The 18,974-nt window shown below is 41.2% G+C and carries 15 protein-coding genes; 10 read left to right on the top strand and 5 right to left on the bottom strand.

From position 1 onward, the window contains the following. Nucleotides 1-15: 15 nt before the first annotated feature. A complete protein-coding gene (locus tag MUO14_RS10175; RefSeq protein ID WP_244755109.1) occupies nucleotides 16-720 on the top strand; it encodes a Type 1 glutamine amidotransferase-like domain-containing protein in 705 nt (234 codons plus the stop codon). A gap of 384 nt (nucleotides 721-1,104) precedes the next feature. Here the strand turns inward: MUO14_RS10175 and trhO are convergent, their stop codons facing one another. Next, nucleotides 1,105-2,046 (bottom strand): oxygen-dependent tRNA uridine(34) hydroxylase TrhO, encoded by a 942-nt coding sequence (gene trhO / locus MUO14_RS10170; protein WP_244755108.1) that lies wholly within the window; start codon nucleotides 2,044-2,046, stop codon nucleotides 1,105-1,107. A gap of 259 nt (nucleotides 2,047-2,305) precedes the next feature. On the opposite strand from trhO, the gene MUO14_RS10165 reads away from it, so the two are divergent. Next, complete coding sequence (locus tag MUO14_RS10165) at nucleotides 2,306-3,802, top strand: flotillin family protein (protein ID WP_244755107.1); 1,497 nt, start codon at nucleotides 2,306-2,308, stop codon at nucleotides 3,800-3,802. Between the two features lie 79 nt (nucleotides 3,803-3,881). Here the strand turns inward: MUO14_RS10165 and MUO14_RS10160 are convergent, their stop codons facing one another. Both MUO14_RS10160 and MUO14_RS10155 read right to left on the bottom strand, forming a co-directional pair. After that, nucleotides 3,882-4,424, bottom strand: coding sequence for a cysteine hydrolase family protein (locus MUO14_RS10160; RefSeq protein ID WP_244755106.1), 543 nt, complete (start codon nucleotides 4,422-4,424; stop codon nucleotides 3,882-3,884). A 185-nt stretch (nucleotides 4,425-4,609) separates the two neighbouring features. Next, the gene (locus MUO14_RS10155; RefSeq protein ID WP_244755105.1) at nucleotides 4,610-5,860 is read right to left on the bottom strand and encodes an MFS transporter; all 1,251 of its coding nucleotides are present in this window, start codon (nucleotides 5,858-5,860) and stop codon (nucleotides 4,610-4,612) included. Between the two features lie 212 nt (nucleotides 5,861-6,072). Between MUO14_RS10155 and MUO14_RS10150 the strand changes: the two genes are divergently transcribed. From MUO14_RS10150 to MUO14_RS10125, 6 genes are all read left to right on the top strand, one after another. After that, nucleotides 6,073-6,561, top strand: a complete 489-nt coding sequence (locus MUO14_RS10150; RefSeq protein ID WP_244755104.1) for a PTS sugar transporter subunit IIA — start codon at nucleotides 6,073-6,075, stop codon at nucleotides 6,559-6,561. A gap of 17 nt (nucleotides 6,562-6,578) precedes the next feature. After that, nucleotides 6,579-7,988 carry a PTS system trehalose-specific EIIBC component gene (gene treP, locus MUO14_RS10145; protein WP_244755103.1) on the top strand — a complete coding sequence of 470 codons (1,410 nt, stop codon included), beginning with the start codon at nucleotides 6,579-6,581 and terminating at the stop codon, nucleotides 7,986-7,988. A 40-nt stretch (nucleotides 7,989-8,028) separates the two neighbouring features. Further along, complete coding sequence (gene treC, locus MUO14_RS10140; RefSeq protein ID WP_244755541.1) at nucleotides 8,029-9,714, top strand: alpha,alpha-phosphotrehalase; 1,686 nt, start codon at nucleotides 8,029-8,031, stop codon at nucleotides 9,712-9,714. A 24-nt stretch (nucleotides 9,715-9,738) separates the two neighbouring features. Then, complete coding sequence (gene treR / locus MUO14_RS10135) at nucleotides 9,739-10,452, top strand: trehalose operon repressor (RefSeq protein WP_244755102.1); 714 nt, start codon at nucleotides 9,739-9,741, stop codon at nucleotides 10,450-10,452. Nucleotides 10,453-10,655: 203 nt separating this feature from the next. Beyond that, the gene (locus tag MUO14_RS10130) at nucleotides 10,656-11,162 is read left to right on the top strand and encodes a DUF6933 domain-containing protein (RefSeq protein WP_244755101.1); all 507 of its coding nucleotides are present in this window, start codon (nucleotides 10,656-10,658) and stop codon (nucleotides 11,160-11,162) included. A gap of 111 nt (nucleotides 11,163-11,273) precedes the next feature. Further along, nucleotides 11,274-12,668 carry an MBL fold metallo-hydrolase gene (locus MUO14_RS10125; protein ID WP_244755100.1) on the top strand — a complete coding sequence of 465 codons (1,395 nt, stop codon included), beginning with the start codon at nucleotides 11,274-11,276 and terminating at the stop codon, nucleotides 12,666-12,668. Nucleotides 12,669-12,713: 45 nt separating this feature from the next. Here MUO14_RS10125 and MUO14_RS10120 read toward each other — a convergent pair whose 3' ends face one another. Then, complete coding sequence (locus MUO14_RS10120; protein WP_244755099.1) at nucleotides 12,714-13,367, bottom strand: DUF429 domain-containing protein; 654 nt, start codon at nucleotides 13,365-13,367, stop codon at nucleotides 12,714-12,716. 217 nt (nucleotides 13,368-13,584) lie between these two features. After that, nucleotides 13,585-14,865, bottom strand: coding sequence for a helix-turn-helix transcriptional regulator (locus MUO14_RS10115; RefSeq protein ID WP_244755098.1), 1,281 nt, complete (start codon nucleotides 14,863-14,865; stop codon nucleotides 13,585-13,587). A gap of 224 nt (nucleotides 14,866-15,089) precedes the next feature. Between MUO14_RS10115 and MUO14_RS10110 the strand changes: the two genes are divergently transcribed. Both MUO14_RS10110 and MUO14_RS10105 read left to right on the top strand, forming a co-directional pair. Next, nucleotides 15,090-16,682, top strand: coding sequence for a M4 family metallopeptidase (locus MUO14_RS10110; RefSeq protein ID WP_244755097.1), 1,593 nt, complete (start codon nucleotides 15,090-15,092; stop codon nucleotides 16,680-16,682). A 190-nt stretch (nucleotides 16,683-16,872) separates the two neighbouring features. Continuing rightward, entirely contained in the window at nucleotides 16,873-18,819 is a 1,947-nt protein-coding gene (locus tag MUO14_RS10105; protein ID WP_244755096.1) for an aconitate hydratase, read from the top strand. Nucleotides 18,820-18,974 lie beyond the last annotated feature (155 nt).

The raw sequence follows: 18,974 nt of genomic DNA, 5'->3' as shown, positions 1-18,974 counted from the left end.
TCTGGATGATCTGAGGTGGGCGAAATTGGAAATTATAATGAAGGGGCGAAGAAAGTGGACACGCATTTATTTTTGTTTGGCGGAGGTCCGCCTATGACTGAGCAACTTGCTGGGCTGTTTGTTGACATCCTTAAGAATACGAGAGGGACTATTACTGTTTTATACATAGAAAGGGAGGGTTCTGAAGCTTACCTTCCAAACTATACACGTTTACTGAAAGAGTATGCTCCGCGTCTCAATATCTATCACCTACCAATAGACAATCAGTACACAACGGATCAGCTGAACAAAGTGAAACGATCCACAGGGATTCTGATTGGTGGCGGTAGTACTTCTGCCTACCACAAATATATTGTTACATCAGAGTTAGCTGCAATCATCCAGGAACGATTCAAAGCGGGAGTACCAGTGGCAGGGTTTTCGGCAGGCGCTTTGATTGCTCCTCGTCACTGTGTCATCTCTCCAAAAGACAACATCCAAGAAATAACTTTGTATAAAAAGGGGCTTGGTTTGCTGCAACGTGGTGTCATTTCTGCACATTACTTAAAATGGCAGGAGCAAAAACAGCTTAAAAATGTTCTTCACGAAACGAAAGAGATATATGGCTACGGCATCGCCGACCAATCAGGCATCTACTTTAAAAACCAACAACTAACAACAATAGAAGGTTACGTCCATATAGAAAATCCTTCCACCTCAGGTCATCCAAAATCTGGATGACCTGAGGTGGGGAAATTTGTATTTATAGAGGGGTGGGATAGATGAAGATGGTGAGTTGGTAAGGTTTTTGTGTTATCCTCTCTCATTTCAAATCAGAAAGCACGGAATTTTCTCCAAATCGATTCACACCGCGCTAAGCGCTCAGATTTCATTCTGAATGCTCCATATTTTCTCGTGAACGCTCCAAACGAAAAAGGTTGCCATTGATTTAATTTCTACATGGGCAGCCATCTCCATTGTGGATGAGATAAGCGCAAGTGTTTCGGTGCCGCCTTGGTCAGGGTGGATGTTTGCTGCGCTAATCATAGTGATCGGTTATGGTTTGATGAAAAGAAGACCAAACAAAAGACCCTCGCGTAAAAAACGAAGGCCTTATAATTGCGGTTAGTTGTTAATACGATCATATTTATCGATTTGTTTTTTGCGAACAGCATCCCAGCGATTCTCTGGGTGCTCTTTACATTCGGTTGTACATGCTGCATGCTGCTCTTCTTCACAATCGGCACAGCAAACATACTGGCGATTACATACAGGATTGCTGCAATTAATCATTCGATCTTCTGCCTTGCCGCAATGCTCACATTTCGCAACTACTTTTTCTTCAACCTGGTTCACTGGTACGGAAATGCGCTCATCAAATACGTATAGTTTTCCATCAAAAAGCTGTCCCTTTACTTCAGGGTCTTTTCCATACGTATTCACACCGCCTTCAAGCTGGTACACATCTTCCACACCATTTTTCATCAAAATGCCTGTCAACTTTTCACAACGAACACCACCGGTGCAATAGGTGATCACCTTTTTGTCTTTCCATTGATCCGCATTCTCGGCAATCCACTCTGGGAATTCGCGGGAATGCTCGACCCCAGGCTGAATCGCATTGCGGAAGTGACCGATGCGATATTCATACTCGTTACGCCCATCGATCACAACGGTATCATCATCCTGAAGCATTTCGTAAAATTCCTTCGGCTTCAAGTGTTTGCCGCCAAACTCTTTCGGATCGATGTCATCGTCGCCAATGCTCCAGTTCACAAGTTCCGGCTTCACGCGGCAATGCATCTTCTTAAACGCATGTCCTTCATGTTCATCTATTTTAAAGTGAATATCTGCAAAACGTTCGTCTGAGCGTACGTAGTCCATATACTGCTTCACTTGCTCAACGGTTCCAGACACAGTCCCATTGATTCCCTCAGGAGAAACAATGATACGACCGCGCAGATCAAGGTCCTTACAGAACTTTAAATGATTTTTACAATATTCCTCATAATCAGGCAGGTCAACATACTTGTAGTACAACAGAACTCGATAATCTTGTGAGCTCATTGGTGATTCCTCCTATATATAAATCCATTACAGTAGATAATAACATAATCGTCCATACACTATCATAGTCGATTTTTTCAACAATTTCAATTGTCGTTTCCTCGATTTTAAATTGTAACTGTTTTTAAACATCATTTTTTTCAATAAAAGGAAATAGACTAGAATTACACGGTCTAAAGGAATATTAATTTTTCGTTTTTATTTTCCTTTTCTTGACAAAATGCTACACTATAATTAGCTTATTTTTAGGGGAATACATATGACAATGGTTAAGATTCTATCAATCTTGATACCTATTTTAATTGTCGTGATCATCGCGGCAGTAGTAGGGTTCTTTTGGTTGAAGCTTCGTTATAGAACATCGAAGTCCAACGAAGCATTGATTATTACAGGTCCTAAGTTGGGGGACCCAGAGAGAGAAGCCAATATTTTCAGTGATGACGAAGGCCGTTCCATGAAGATTATTCGTGGGGGTGGGTACCGCTTAAAGATGTTTCAAACGTCAACACCGGTGAACCTGACATCTTTTCAATTAAAGCTTGAGACCCCTCGTGTCTACACAAACGGCGGAGTTCCGATTGTAGCGGATGCCGTCGCGATGGTAAAGGTTGCGGATAGCTTAAAGGGGATTGCCAACTATGCAGAGCAATTTTTAGGAAAGGACCAATCTGAAATTGAGACAGAGATCGTTGAAGTATTAGGCAGTAATTTACGTGCCATCCTTTCTAAAATGACGGTGGAAGGCATCAATGAAGATCGGGAAAGCTTTAATGACCAAGTAACAAAGATTGCCCAGCAGCAATTGGATGCCATGGGATTCAAAATCACATCACTAGGACTAACCGATTTACGTGATGCTGATGAGGATAATGGATACTTAGAAAACTTAGGCCGTCCACGTATTGCAGAAGTTAGAAAACAGGCAGAAATTGCAGAGGCAGACAGTGAACGTGAAACCCGGATGCATGTCGCTCGTACAGATCAAGAAGCGAAAGAGGAAGAGTATAAGCGGGAAACATCTATTGCCCAATCACGTAAGGAAAAAGATATTAAGGACGCTGCTTTTAAAGAAGAAACTGAGCGAGCACGTGCTCAAACAGAACAATCCTATGAATTAGAGCGTACTAAGCTTGCTAAAGAAGTGCAGGAAGAAGACTTACAGCTTAAGCGCCGCGCCAAAGAAGAGCAACTTGAACTTCAACACATTGAACGTGAACGCTCAGTGAAGTTAGAAGAGGAAGAAGCAAAAGTACGGAAAGCCAAAGCCGATGCTCAAGCCTACGAAACGACTAAACGTGCCGAAGCTGATGCACAAAAATCCTCTATAGCAGGGGAAGCACAGGCTCGAATTAAAAAAGAAGAAGGGCTGGCAGAAGCTGAAGTTATTCGTGAAAAAGGTAGAGCCGAAGCGGAGTCCAGACGTTTGATTGCAGAAGCGATGGAAAAACACGGCGACATCATTATCGTTGAGAAAATGATTGAAATGCTGCCACTATTTGCCGAGAAGATTTCCGCTCCATTGAACAATATTGATTCCGTGAAGATCATTGACTCGGGGAATGGTCAAGGCGTTCCATCCTTTGGAAAGAGTGTGACCCAAACGATGATGGATATGCACGAACCGCTTAAAGAATTAACAGGGTTTGATATTACCGACATGCTTTCTTCCATTAGTAAAAACGGTGCAAATCCGAATACAGAAACAGATAAACAATTGGACGCACAAGCTCTAAATGAGGGGACACATAAGGAATAATATCTCCTAATTAATCCATTAAATAGAAGGCTCCCTCATCGCGAAGGAGCCTTCTATTTTTCTAGGGATAAAATATCAGTTACCTAACTTCAGCACCCAGTACATTTTTAAAATGTTCAAGTGCCCATTCGTGCCCCGATATGTTAAAGCTAGCCGTCGCATCTTTATGCACTACAATCTTATATCCCAAGTTATAAGCATCAACAGCGGTGTGAAGCACACAAATATCAGTACAAACGCCAACTAAATGAGCCTCATTAATCCCGCGCTCCCGAAGCTTCCCATCCAAATCCGTACCATGAAAAGCACTGTAGCGGGTTTTATCCATAAAATAAACCTCAGAACGATGAACATCATACAAATGCTTCAGCTTACCATACAAACGTCTGCCTTCTGTGCCCCGGAGATTGTGGGGAGGGAACAATTTTGTCTCAGGATGGTAAGGGTCACCTTCTTCATGTACATCAACAGCCATCACGACATATTCCTCTTTTTTCAAAAAGTCTACCGTAGCCTGAACTAGGGAATCCTCAATCTTCTGACCAGGTTCCCCACAAGTAAGGGCGCCTTCGTTTGCCACAAAATCATTTGTATAATCAATTACAATAAGTGCACGGTTCATCGCTTCAATCTCCTTTTTGTGTATATACATCTATCTTAACACAAAACGGAAAAGCGTCTAAATATGCAGTTATAGCTTTTTTCGTGCAATTAATTGATGTTATGTGCAATTACCCCAATTTTCGTGCAATTAACAAACCACCGGATCTAACAAAAAGACCGGGCAAAACCAGCCCGATCTACCTTTTATACAGAATGAGCATGTCGTACCGCTCCTGGGTTTTTGTGCATCGTCATAAACATGACCGCTCCACACAAAATGAGCAGCCCGCTCGTAACGAAAAATACAGCTGAAAAGCCATATAATCCCGACAGCATTCCACCCATGGCCGGACCAATAATATTTCCTAGAAAACGAATGCTCGTATTGTAACCAAGCACCTCGCCTTGCATCGCAACAGGAGCTTCCTGACGAATATACGCAGTCCGTACAGGGATAATGCCTCCAATCGATACACCAAGCAAAAATCGTAACGCGACAAGCTGCCAAATATTCGTTACAAATGCTGCTGGAATGTACACAATTCCGGCCATAAACAGCAGAAACACAAGAATTTTCACATAACCTTTGCGATCTGCAATTCGCCCCCAGCGCTGGGCCATTAACAAATTACCGAGTCCAGCTGCAGAAAAGGCGATGCCGGAGAAGAGAGCTAAGTTCTCAGGTCCATGCAATTCTCCAACATATAAGGAAAGGATTGGTTGAATACTAAAATGTGCGATTTGTACAAACATGGACACAATCATTACCATCAAGAGCACAGGGTGCCTAACAATATGCTGAAGCACTTCTCGTGAAGTGTAGCTGGACTTTTCATCGTCATCTTCCATCTCGATTTTCTGCTCATGAATTCCTAAGAATACAATAATCGCTGAAAGGAAGACCGTTACCGAGACCAGTTGAAACGTCGTGCCATAACCGATTGAGTCGGCAACTAGGCCGCCAATCAACGGGCCAAGCAAACTTCCTGTAATACTCCCTGTCTGGAGCGTACCAAGGACCTGCCCGGCAATGCGCTTCGGTGTTTGTGTCGCAATTAGCGCTTGAGACATAGGTATGAATCCGGTAAAAATCCCCATGAAGAGCCGGAGCAGAAATAGTTGCCACACTGTGGTTGCGAACCCCATCAATAAGACTGACAAAGCTAGCCCTGTTGCAGAGAAGATCAGGATATTACGTCTCCCATACTTATCCCCAATCCGCCCCCAAATAGGAGAGAAAATAAATGCCGTAACAAATGTAATACCAAATACTAACCCAGACCACGTTTGCACGAAAGAATTAGAAAAGTCACCAAGTTCATCAATATATAAGGATAAAAACGGAAGAACCATCGTAATACTGCCAGCTATAAAGAAGTTGGCAAACCACATAATCCATAAATTGCGTTTTGCTCGTTGTTCCTGTGTAAGGATAACGAATCCCTTCTTCCTCATTTATTTCGGTACCCTAAATATTTATATCATAAAAACTTCCATATATAAAGAAATAAATACAGAATAGCGAACCTATAAAGAATATGAAAAGAGGTGATGCATCATTCCAAATTAAAACGGTTGCAAAACATGTATATACAAATTATAATCATATAAGAACTATGTATATACATGTTAGTGGGATTAATGTAAGCGTTTAAGGAGGAATAAAAATGTTCAAAAAACTTTTTGGAAATAAAGAGCAGTTTGTATCTATTTTGGCCCCGGTGAAAGGAAAGGTTTTGGCTTTAGAGGAAGTACCTGATCCTGTTTTTTCAGAGAGAATGATGGGGGAGGGAATCGCCGTTGAGCCGACCGACGGGACGGTCGTCAGTCCTGTGGAAGGAGAAGTTGTACAACTTTTCCCTACTAAGCATGCGGTGGGACTGAAGACGAAAACAGGTGCAGAGATACTCATTCATATTGGATTAGAAACCGTCAGTATGGATGGAGAAGGGTTTGAAGCTTTTGTAAAACAGGGAGATAAGGTGAAAGCAGGAGACCGCCTGATTACGTTTGATGTCAACTTAGTAGGTGAAAAGGCTAAGAGCACGGTTACCCCAATTATTATCACAAATAGTGATGAATTCGAGGTTAAATTAACAGAGGAGAAGGAAGCTACAGCAGGCGAAACAGAACTGCTGACAGTGAACAATAAATAGGATAGGAGGGAATAAGCATGAACCACAAAAAGCAAGCCGAGCAAATATTAGAAGCAATCGGCGGCAAAGAGAACCTATCGGCGGGTACACACTGTGTCACGCGACTTCGTCTAGCACTCCATGATGAAGAGATTGTCGATCAGGAAAGACTAAATGAAATTGATGCAGTTAAAGGTTCTTTTTCAACAAATGGCCAGTTTCAAATTGTAATCGGGCAAGGAACGGTAGATAAAGTATATAAAGAACTAATTGCCTTAGCAGATATTGGTGAATCATCTAAAGACGAAGTTAAGGAAGCTTCGCAAGATAATATGAACTGGCTCCAGCGTGCTGTTAAAACATTAGCCGACATATTTATTCCGATTTTACCGGCCATCGTAACTGCTGGTTTACTTCTTGGCATTAACAACATTTTAACGGCGCCGGGGATTTTCTTTGATGAACAATCGATTATTGATGTGTACCCTCAATGGTCAGGTATCGCAAACATGATCATCGTCATTGCAAATACTGCCTTTGCTTTCTTGCCCGGACTGATCGGTTGGTCGGCTGTTAAGAAATTTGGTGGTAGTCCAATTCTCGGTATCGTCATGGGTCTTGTTCTTGTAAATCCGGAGTTATTGAATGCTTGGTCTTACGGGGATGCTGTTAAGGAAGGTACCGTACCGACCTGGGATTTATTTGGAATGACTGTTGAGAAGATTGGCTACCAAGGTCAGGTGCTGCCTGTCCTTGCTGCTTCCTATGTGTTAACGAAAATTGAATTGTTTCTACGTAAACGAGTTCCTGACAGCATCCAGCTGTTGGTTGTTGGACCTATCGCTTTACTTGTAACAGGTTTCTTAACCTTCATTATCATCGGTCCAATCACATTTTCCATTGGAAATGCAATCACAGACGGATTAGTATCTGTATTCGATAACTTTGCTGCATTAGGCGGATTAATTTATGGCGCCCTTTATGGTGTAATGGTTATTACTGGTATGCACCACACCTTCTTAGCTGTAGATATCCAGCTGATCGGTAGTACAGGAACGACATTCTTATGGCCAATGCTTGCTCTATCAAACATTGCTCAAGGTTCAGCAGCGCTTGGTATCATGGCGGCATCTAAAGATGAGAAGCTGAAAGGCCTCGGGCTATCTTCTGGTATCTCAGCATACCTCGGCATAACAGAACCAGCCTTGTTTGGTGTGAATTTACGATTTAAATATCCATTCATTATCGCTATTTTATCTTCAGCCATTGTTGGCCTTTATGTTGCAGCTTCCGGTGTTGTGGCGAGCTCAATTGGTGTAGGTGGAGTTCCAGGGATATTCTCTATCGTTGCAGAATATTGGCTGGAGTTTGCTATTGGAATGGTATTCGTTCTTGTAGTTCCATTTGTGGCAACATTTTTATATGCAAAACGTAAACGCGACGTGTAAACTTAATTTTTTCGAGAACGGTGGTGCTCATATGACAGAAATGACAGAACAACCTTGGTGGAAACAAGCCGTCGTCTATCAAATTTACCCAAAAAGTTTTAACGACACGACAGGAAATGGTGTAGGTGACATTCAAGGCATTATCGAAAAACTAGACTATTTAAACACACTTGGGGTCGATGTCCTATGGCTGACCCCGATGTATAAGTCACCGCAAAATGATAATGGTTATGATATTAGTGATTATTACGGCATTCATGAAGAATATGGGACAATGGCTGATTTCGAACGATTGCTTGATGAAACTCATAAACGTGGCATGAAGCTAATCATGGACATTGTCGTGAACCACACGTCAACGGAGCATGCATGGTTTCAGGAATCGAAGAAATCGAAGGACAATCCGTACCGTGACTATTATATTTGGAAAGATCCTGTTGACGGAGGACCTCCAAATAATTGGCAGTCCAAGTTCGGCGGAAGCGCATGGGAATACGACGAAGACACAGGTCAACATTACCTCCATCTATTTGATGTCACCCAAGCTGACTTAAACTGGGAAAATCCAAAAGTTCGTGAAAAAATTTACGAAATGATGTGCTTTTGGGGTGAAAAGGGCGTTGATGGTTTTCGACTCGACGTCATCAACTTGATTTCAAAAAATCAAGACTTTCCAAATGATGACGGAAGTGTCGCCCCAGGAGATGGACGTAAGTTTTATACAGACGGACCGAGAGCTCATGAATTCATGCACGAGATGCACCAGGAGGTTTTCGCACCCTATGACCTTATGACAGTAGGAGAGATGTCATCAACAACGATTGACCATTGCATCCTTTACACAGCTCCTGAGAGAGAAGAACTAAGCATGACATTTAATTTCCATCATTTAAAGGTCGATTATCCTGATGGGGAAAAATGGACAAAGGCTTCGTTTGATTTTTATGAGCTAAAACAAATTCTCTCCACATGGCAGGCTGAAATGAACCAGGGCAATGGCTGGAATGCGTTGTTTTGGTGTAATCATGATCAGCCTCGTGTGCTATCAAGATTCGGGGAAGATGTAAACTATCCAGTCGAATCAGGGAAAATGCTTGCGACGACGATTCATATGATGCAGGGAACCCCCTATATTTATCAGGGCGAAGAATTCGGCATGACGAATCCTGGTTTTGACTCAATCGATCAATACCGTGATGTAGAGTCTTTAAATGCTTACAACTTGCTGCGTGAAAAAGGCTTGAATGAAGCCGAAATAATGGAGATATTACAACAGAAGTCCCGCGATAATTCTCGTACACCGGTTCAGTGGAATAATGAACAGCATGCCGGCTTTACAGAAGGCACTCCGTGGATCCCTGTGGCTGAAAATTACCCGCAAATTAATGCGGAAAAAGTGGTACAGGAAGAGGCATCCATTTTCGCCCATTACCAGAAGTTGATTGAGCTTAGAAAAGACAATCCGATCATCACGCACGGAGATTATCAGCTGCTGCTTCCTAACGATGACCGAATTTTTGCATACCTAAGGAAGTGGAAGGGGGAGAGCTTACTTGTTATCAATAATTTTTACGGGCAAGCGGCGTCATTCACTCTCCCTGATGATGCTGAAGTAGACGGGACTAGTGAGGTGATGATAAGTAACTACCAAGACGCACCTAGGGATTATCATCATGTTGAGTTAAGACCTTATGAGTCCATCGTTTACCATATCCACTCGACTTGATATGATAAATAGCGGTGATAATAAATGAAGAATAAATTTATTGTAATTTATAATGATTTAGTAAAAGCAATCCGACAAGGAGAGTTTAAAGCTGGTGATACCTTACCCTCAGAGAATGAATTAACCATCAGGTTCGAGACTTCTAGAGAAACGATACGAAAAGCACTGAACCTGCTTTCACAAAACGGTTATATTCAAAAAGTAAGGGGAAAAGGTTCGGTTATTTTGGATCACAGCAAATTTGAATTTCCGGTATCCGGATTGACAAGCTTTCATGAGTTATCCAATCAACTCGGCCAAACTGTTAAAACCCACGTCCATGAGTTGTTTTTAGAGACTGCCAATAATCAATTGCGTTCGCGGCTGAACTGCTCAAAGGATATGAAGATTTGGAAGATTTCACGCTCGAGAGAGATTGACGGGGAGCGTATTATTTTAGACAAGGATTACATTCTCGAAGATGTTGTGCCAGGATTGACAAAATCAATTGCCGAGCACTCGATCTATCACTATATCGAGAATCAGCTCGAGCTTGAGATCAGTTTTGCAAAAAAAGAAATTGTAGTCGAAACCGTTACGGAAGAAGATACAGCCCATTTGGATTTAGATGGCCACTCCCAGGTCGTCGTCATTCGAAGCTATGTTTATTTGGCTGATGCTACTTTATTTCAATATACGGAATCAAGACACAGACCCGACAAATTTCAGTTCGTTGATTTTGCCCGGCGAACAAAATGATGAGTAAGAAGCCAGGACCTATTACAGGTTGTGGCTTCTCTTTTCTAAAAAATATAAATCGTTGATAAATGCACTATGCTCTCATTTATTTCAATTAATTAAAATGATGTGCCATTCGATTGGTTAAGCTAAGGGATATGAATAGAGTGGATCATTATAAACTGTTACACTAGGGATAGAAAATGACTTGAGGTGGAATGAGTATGTTTGTCATAGGAGCAACACAAAAGCTAGCTAAAGAACTCCATCAAGAATTAGAAGAGCAAGAACAATATAAAGACATCCCCAAAATTTATCAGTGGCATGCGAATATCATCACAGTGAACAGACGTAAATGTCTGATGTTGATGAATAACGGAACAGGATTGAACCTAACATTGTTCGGACTTAGAAAGCAGCAATTTGAAAACATCGAAAACGTCATTAAAGGATCGTTGAATCAATTATTTCAATTGTTAAAAGTAGACAAAGGAATTTCGGACCATATGTTAGAAGCTGCTAGTGAATTTGTTTTTACAAAAACAACAAACCGCCAGACTTTAGGCATGATGAATCAAGTAAAAGCCCTGGTGGAAGATGCGGCAGATGGGTTGGAGTATGAAGCTATTGATGCAGAAGAAATAAACTATATTACAAATGCTGAATTGATATACGGTCCACTTAAGTATAGTACCCCCGTTGAAACATTGAAGAATTATTTTGAAAAATAATCAGGATCACACCGCAAATCAGGTGTGGTTCTTTTCAATTAAAGGCAGGATACTTCCTGCAAAAGGTATAATAATTATATAGGAAGCATGGATAAGAAATGGGGGATGTACATGTTTTTAAAATCTTTTTTTGATGAAAATTTAGCTCAAAATTCATACATGGTGGGGTGCCAAAAAACAGGGGAAGCCCTTGTTATCGACCCTGCTCGGGATATTCAGCCATATTTGGAGACCGCGAACAAAAATGCTTTGAGGATAACGAAGGTTACGGAAACCCACATCCATGCTGACTTCTTATCAGGGTCTAGAGAGTTAGCCAATGAAACAGGGGGTGCTTTATACCTTTCAAGTGAAGGTGACGAGGAATGGAAATACAATTTTGTGAAAAACTTAAACCATAAATGGCTTAAGGATGGCGATTATTTTCATGTTGGGAATGTTAGGCTGGATGTGCTTCATACACCGGGCCACACTCCTGAAAGCCTCTCATTTCTATTAACAGACAAAGGCGGGAAAGCTCCCGTTCCAATGGGAATCTTCACTGGAGACTTTGTTTTCGTGGGTGATGTAGGCCGTCCTGATCTTCTGGAAAAATCAATTGGAGCTTCAGGAACAGCAGAACAAGGTGCTAGAGCAATGTTCCAGTCTTTATCACGCTTTAAAGAACTGCCGGATTTCATCCAAGTATGGCCAGGTCACGGTGCCGGAAGTGCTTGTGGAAAATCATTAGGGGCAGTGCCGTCCTCAACGGTTGGCTATGAGAAAATAACGAACTGGGCGCTTACGATTGGTGATGAAAATCAATTTGTAACGACCCTAATCGATGGACAGCCTGAACCGCCTTCTTACTTCAGAGTTATGAAGAAGTTTAATAAAGAAGGCCCTGATCTTTTGCCGCTTGATGGTTCTTTAGATAGGATAAAGCCTGAAGAAATATTGTATGGGGAATATACTATAATAGATACCCGTTCAAAAGAGAAGTTCGCTTATGGCCACATAGAAGGTTCATTGAATATTCCAGTTAACAAATCCTTTGCTAACTGGTCTGGCTGGTTACTGGATTATCACCAAGATATTACTTTAGTTGCCGATGATCAAAAAGTGGACGATATAATTAGAACACTACAGTCGATCGGCTTTGATAGGACAGTCGGTTACATTGAAAGCACAGATGTAGATAATATAACTGATTTAGAAATCTATAAAAATATAACTGTGAAAGAACTGGAGGATACTCTAAAACGTGAGGATTATGTCATCATTGATGTGCGAAACCAGTCAGAATGGGAAGAAGGACACATGGATCAAGCGGTCCACATCATGCTCGGAACACTTCCTAACCGTTTGGACGAAATTCCAAAAGGCAAAAAAGTTATCGTGCACTGTAAATCAGGTGGGCGCTCTGCTATAGCTGCAAGTATACTTCAAGCGAACGGATTTAAAGAGGTCATTAATGTTACCGGTGGATATGATGCCTGGAAAAGGTATATGGAGACAATAAAATAGACGGAGAGCTTTGTTCAAACTACACCTTGGACAAAGCTCTTTTCGTTAACAGGAAAAAGGATAAGGATGATAGGGTGAATTGGCATCATAACTCCATGCCGGCTTACGGTTTGGACTTACATAATCCCACGCTGCAATTGCAGCGGCACAGGAATCGATTAGGTGACTCGTTTGCAGAAGGTTTACCTGTATCCCTTTTAAGCCGAAAGATATCATCCAATTCGCGATCCAATCCCTACTCTCGAGGGATCGCTTATATAATAAAGCGTGTTTCCGTCCTTCCTCACCGGGAATTCTTGCAGCTAGGGTTGCACCTGGGTGGACCTCAATGACTTGAATATTCATAAGATCACTTAATAAGGAGGCAAGCTTCATTCCCCTGACCGTAAGATAGATCATTTTAGTTAACGTTGGCGGCATAATCGAACCAGACTTCATCCCTAATTCTTTCGTGAAACTCCGGAGTTCCTTCTCAAGCTCACGATCGCCCCCACCGTCTTCGTAGGAAAGAGGGGCGTCAATGCCAACAACAACCTGTTGTTCAGCAGATAAATTTGTAATCAGTGAAAGAATATCCTGATCAGATGCAGGATTTAGAAGCCGATCAAGATATAACGAATCTCCTTGATCACTAAAAACGGCCACAGCCGTATCCTTATGATTGGAAGGTCCTGATAAATCTATGCCGACTATTTTCATTTAAGAGCCTCCTTTTATAAAAAAATACCCTCTACCATTATGGTAGAGAGTCAATAAAATATATAGGTATAGGATTAGGGGGTGTTCATTAAAATCAAGCTACATTAAACTTGTTCTACTAAAGGTTCTGGCCAAGCTTCTTCAGCGCTATCATAAACAACTGGAGATGCAGCACTAGCTAGAAATGCAACAAAAGCTAGGATTGCAATAAGCTTTTTCACAATAATATCCCTCCTAATTGAGAATGTTTATTTAACAATTGAATTGCTAACCTTAGGTAAAATGAAGCCTTTTTATACATCCGTTGTTTTTCCAATAGATCGGCTAGGAACATCGAATAGCGGATGATATATATGTGTTCCTTCTTCTTTTCAAAGAAAGGTATTACATCGGTTTCCAAAAAATCACTTATATTATTATCATTGTTTATAACTTTTTTATAAAATTCAAAGTGAAGTTGAAAGGGTTTTGAAGGGTATATTTTAAGCTTCTCTTCTCCGTAGTTAACCCATTTAAGACATCCTTCATAGTCATCTTTCTTATAATGCTCAATTACTAAGCTATGAACAGCAGTTAGTAAATAAGAATTTCGAAATGATGTACTTAAATCATTATATTCAATACTTTTTTGGTAACTTTCAATAGCGATCGCATGATTACCCATACGAGCTTCTAATGTACCAATATTGATGTAAACAAGAGTTAGTTGTATATTGTTATTGGTTTGTGAGGCAATTTTCCGTGCAAGATGATAGTTTTCAAGAGATTTGGTGTAATTCTTTAAACGACTATAATTTATCCCTTGAATAATGTGGCAATCAGCACTTTTAGCTAAATCATATTGAGTTTGGAAGATTTCAAGTGCTTGATCGGCATAAAATACAGAGGCTGATAAATGGGTTGCTTGGCTTGTGCTCAAAGCAAGCAAGTAAAATAGGTCGCTTTTTTCCCAACCTTCTATCTCAAATGAAGAACTATAGTTTTTAGCCTCCATTAATTGTTGGAAGGCGTCATTAAACTCATTTTTATAATACTTCACCAAACCCGAAACCAAATGGTAATAGAACTTCATCTCATCATCAAAAGTATCCTTATGCTGACGGATATTTTCCCAAGCTTCATAGGCCTTCTTCACCTCATTTTCCAATAATAGATGTCGAATGCGAAACAACTCGAAAAAAATATACAATTGATGATTGGCCAGCGTTTCCTTTTGCTGGAGCAATTCTTCCTTCAACAACTCGGCATTTTCCCTACGTTTGAACACGATCGATTCATACCATTCCTTTAGCTTTTCCTTAGAAGGATGGCTGTAAGAGGAATCGTTATAGTCGAGACCGAGCCTTTCGTAAAGCAACTCAAGCACCTCTACAGCTGGAACGGTTTGATCGTTCTCAATCTTAGAGAGGTAAGCTGACGAAATAATCCCCTCAGCTAGCTGGTTTTGAGTCAAACCTTGTTTAACTCGATGAAACCGAAGCACTTTACCATATTCCATTTTCCACACACCTAGTTGATCAACTGTAGATTCGTCAGAAGTTTTTCTTTTGAATCTATTTTCAGAATACACGTTCGACTAGTATATTTCAACTATATTGATAGGTTTCCCAAGTCGTTTCCTTTTCGTGCCTTTAAGTGGGGTATATCGTACCAACTTTCACAGTTTTCTAGTCGGAAAATTGTGTTATATTGTCAATGTACCACAAAAAAAGGAGGAATTGGATGAATTGGAAGTCATTTATGGCAAGTGTTGTCATAGGTTCTAGTTTATTTTCAGGCGGATCTTTAGCACATGCTGAGACAGGCAGTACTGACCAGACAGCGCCGCAAGCTAAGATCAATGCACCAGATTTTGTGAAAAAGAACTTTAGTGCATCAAAGGTAGTTTCAAAGGAAAAGGTGTCGGAGTTTTTCAAGGAGAATGCGAAAGATTTTGGAATTAACCCAAACAAAGATTTGAAATTCGTTAAGGCAGAGCAAGATGACTTAGGCATGACTCATTATACCTATCAGCCTCTGGTTGAAAATATTCCTGTAGCTAATTCAAAAGTCATTGTACATACAAATAAAGATGGAACGGTGGCGTCAGTGAATGGGGAGTTTCATAAAAATGCTCCTGAAAAGCTGAAACAACAGCGCCAAGTGAAGAAAAAAGAGGCACTATCCATCGCATGGACTCATATTGATGTTGAAAAAGAAGAGGCAGACCAAACTAAGAAAACAGCTGAGGGCGAGAACTTTGAAACATTGACTGAAGCTAGTAATCTAGTTGTCTATCATGAAAATGGGAATTATCAATTAGCCTATCACGTGGAGCTTCAATTTGCGCAGCCTTATCCTGCAAACTGGCAAGTGTATATTAATGCAGAGTCAGGTGAAGTCATTAAGGCTGCAAATCTTGTAAATGAGGCGACAGGGACAGGTGTTGGTGTGCTTGGCAATACGAAGTCTCTAAATACTTACTATACGAACAATACGTATTATTTATTTGATACTACAAAGCCGATGAATGGAGTGATCGAAACATTTACTGGTAATAATGGAGAGTATCTTCCTGGGAATTATGTAACGGATACAGGTAATACTTTTTATAGTGAACAGCAAAAAGCTGCAGTCGATGCCCATTATTATGCAGGAGAAGTGTTCGATTATTATTATGATACCTTCGGACGTGTGAGTTATGACGATCAGGGTGCTGACATCCGCTCTACTGTGCATTATGGTTCAAATTATAATAATGCAGCCTGGACAGGGAACCAAATGATTTATGGTGATGGAGATGGCTCTACATTTACCTACCTTTCCGGTGCTGATGACGTTGTTGCACATGAGTTGACTCATGCCGTTACAGATACAACAGCACAGCTGGTTTATGAGAATCAGTCCGGTGCCTTGAATGAATCATTTTCGGATGTTTTTGGTTATTTTGTAGACTCTGAGGATTGGTTGATGGGTGAAGATGTCTACACACCTGGACGTCGAGGTGATGCCTTGCGTTCGATGTCCAATCCAAACGCTTATAATCAGCCAGATCACATGAATGAGTATCAGAACTTACCAAATACTCGTGAAGGTGATTGGGGTGGCGTCCATACGAACAGCGGAATCCCAAACAAGGCCGCTTACTACACGATCAATAATTTAGGAATTTCCAAAACTGAACAAATTTATTATCGTGCTTTAACAGTTTATTTAACTCCAAGCAGTGACTTTTCTTATGCAAAAGCAGCTTTAGAGCAATCTGCCAATGATATTTATGGAAATCAAGCTGCCAATGCAGTTACACAGGCTTGGAATAATGTAGGAGTTTATTAACATTTAATTTACTAATCCTCCCCTTAAAATATATCGATGGTGGGTGAGATCTTGGATCTCACCCTTTTTTTGTTTAATATATATATTTGAGATAGAAAGTGGGAAAAATGAGTAAATTAAGAGTGATAAGGGTATAAAAAGTTATAGGTAAATATTTATGGAAAATTGTCTAAATAAGGAGGAATGCTGTGTGGGGTATAATGTCACACAAAAGCTGATTAAAGATCATTTAGTTGAAGGTAAGATGAATCCTGGCTCAGAGATTGGGCTGAAAATTGATCAAACTTTAACGCAAGATGCAACTGGTACAATGGTTATGCTTGAGTTAGAGGCAATGGGAATTGATCGGGCAAAGACAGAAGCATCTGCTCAATATGTGGATCATAATTTAATTCAAGAGGATAGTAAAAACCCGGATGACCACTTGTTTTTAGAGAGTGCAGCGAAAAGATTTGGGTTATATTTCAGCAGGCCTGGTAATGGGGTCAGCCACCCTGTTCACATGCAGCGTCTAGCTAAGCCTGGGCAAACACTGCTTGGCTCAGACAGTCACACATGTGCAAATGGCTGTATGGGGATGCTCGCTATGGGTGCGGGCGGTATTGATGTCGCTATGGCCATCGCAGGGGAACCTTTTTATGTGAAAATGCCGAAAGTATGGGGCGTAAAAGTAACGGGAGAATTCCCGGAATGGGTAAGTGCTAAAGATGCTATTCTGGAAATGCTTAGACGTCATGGTGTTAAAGGTGGAGTCAATCATATTTTTGAATACTATGGCCCAGGGCTTAAGAATTTAACAGCTATGGATCGCCATGTTATAGCTAACATGGGCGCGGAATTAGGGGCAACTGGTACCGTTTTCCCATCTGATGACGAAACGAAACGATACATGAAGCTACAAGGACGTGAAGATGACTGGATTGAGTTAAAAGCTGATGATGGTGCGAAATATGATGTGAATGATGAAATTGACTTATCAGAGCTTGAACCTATGATCGCCAAGCCTTCAAGTCCAGGGAATGTAGTACCTGTTAGCGAGGTTGAGGGTGAACCGATTTATCAGTCCTATATTGGATCCTCAGCCAACCCGGGATTCCGTGATTTTGCCATTGCTTCAAAGATTGTCGAAGGCAGACATATCGCAGATGGGTTGTCGTTTGATTTGAACCCTACCTCAAGACAAATGCTAATCGATTTGTCTCAGCAGGGGCATATCGCAAACTTCTTACAGGCGGGAGCTCGTCTACACCAGGCCGGATGTAACGGTTGCATCGGTATGGGGCAGGCGCCGGCAACAGGCCGCAATAGTTTGCGAACAACACCTCGTAACTTCCCAGGCCGCTCGGGCACTAGAGAAGATAGTGTGTTCCTGTGTAGTCCGGAAGTAGCTGCTGTATCTGCACTGAAGGGTAAAATTACCGATCCTCGGAAGGCTGGATTTGATTATCCGAAAGTTCAGGAACTAGATAAACCAACCATAGATACCCAGCTTCTTGAAAAGCCATTAAGTCCTAAAGAATCTGCTAAGGAAGAATTAGTGAAAGGGCCAAATATCGCATCTATTCCTAAAATGGATAAATTGCCTAATGATATGGAGTTGCCTATCTTACTTAAAGTCGGTGATGATATTTCAACTGATGAAATTTTAGCAGGCGGGGCCAGAGTTTTGCCATTCCGAAGTAATCTTCCTGAGATTAGTAAATTCACCTTCGAAATTGTAGATGATACTTATTACGATCGAGCGATGAAACAGCGTGAAGATGGTGGTCATGTCATTATTGGAGGAACAAACTATGGGCAAGGGTCAAGTCGTGAACATGCAGCTTTAGCACCCAGGTATATGGGGCTCAGAGTAGCTATTGTGAAGGACTTTGCACGAATTCACTGGCAAAACCTAGTCAATTTCGGCATCCTTCCACTCACTTTCGTAAATGAAAAAGATTATGAAGATCTTGAGCAGGGTGATGTGCTGACCTTTAAAGATCTTCGGGAGACCATTCATAAAGGGAATGAAGTAAACGTAAAAGTGAAGGGGAAAGATAAAACAATTAAAGTCCAACATGCCCTGTCTAAACGTCAGCTTGAAATGATGCAATCGGGTGGGCTAGTCAACTGGGTTAAAAACCGTCTTGAATAAATAAGCGTAGAGCAGCAAGACGGCTGGCCTGTTGCGGTAGAGCAAATCCTGTGGTCCAAAATACTGGGCCGCAGGATTTTTTGTCTTTGATTATTGCGCACCCACAATCGACATTCCGCCTGAAGCTAAAATAATACCTTCCTAACCCTACATGA

This window comes from Halobacillus shinanisalinarum, assembly GCF_022919835.1.
Lineage (GTDB): Bacteria > Bacillota > Bacilli > Bacillales > Halobacillaceae > Halobacillus_A > Halobacillus_A shinanisalinarum.
The sequence above is the reverse complement of the archived record's forward strand: the minus strand, read 5'-3'. Positions and strand labels throughout refer to the sequence as shown.

Bases quoted from the DNA above. Each gene is read 5' to 3' on its own strand.
- trhO (WP_244755108.1), bottom strand. From the start codon at position 2,046: ATGAGCTCACAAGATTATCGAGTTCTGTTGTACTACAAGTATGTTGAC.
- MUO14_RS10165 (WP_244755107.1), top strand. From the start codon at position 2,306: ATGACAATGGTTAAGATTCTATCAATCTTGATACCTATTTTAATTGTC.
- MUO14_RS10160 (WP_244755106.1), bottom strand. From the start codon at position 4,424: ATGAACCGTGCACTTATTGTAATTGATTATACAAATGATTTTGTGGCA.
- MUO14_RS10155 (WP_244755105.1), bottom strand. From the start codon at position 5,860: ATGAGGAAGAAGGGATTCGTTATCCTTACACAGGAACAACGAGCAAAA.
- MUO14_RS10150 (WP_244755104.1), top strand. From the start codon at position 6,073: ATGTTCAAAAAACTTTTTGGAAATAAAGAGCAGTTTGTATCTATTTTG.
- treP (WP_244755103.1), top strand. From the start codon at position 6,579: ATGAACCACAAAAAGCAAGCCGAGCAAATATTAGAAGCAATCGGCGGC.
- treC (WP_244755541.1), top strand. From the start codon at position 8,029: ATGACAGAACAACCTTGGTGGAAACAAGCCGTCGTCTATCAAATTTAC.
- treR (WP_244755102.1), top strand. From the start codon at position 9,739: ATGAAGAATAAATTTATTGTAATTTATAATGATTTAGTAAAAGCAATC.
- MUO14_RS10130 (WP_244755101.1), top strand. From the start codon at position 10,656: ATGTTTGTCATAGGAGCAACACAAAAGCTAGCTAAAGAACTCCATCAA.
- MUO14_RS10125 (WP_244755100.1), top strand. From the start codon at position 11,274: ATGTTTTTAAAATCTTTTTTTGATGAAAATTTAGCTCAAAATTCATAC.
- MUO14_RS10120 (WP_244755099.1), bottom strand. From the start codon at position 13,367: ATGAAAATAGTCGGCATAGATTTATCAGGACCTTCCAATCATAAGGAT.
- MUO14_RS10115 (WP_244755098.1), bottom strand. From the start codon at position 14,865: ATGGAATATGGTAAAGTGCTTCGGTTTCATCGAGTTAAACAAGGTTTG.
- MUO14_RS10110 (WP_244755097.1), top strand. From the start codon at position 15,090: ATGAATTGGAAGTCATTTATGGCAAGTGTTGTCATAGGTTCTAGTTTA.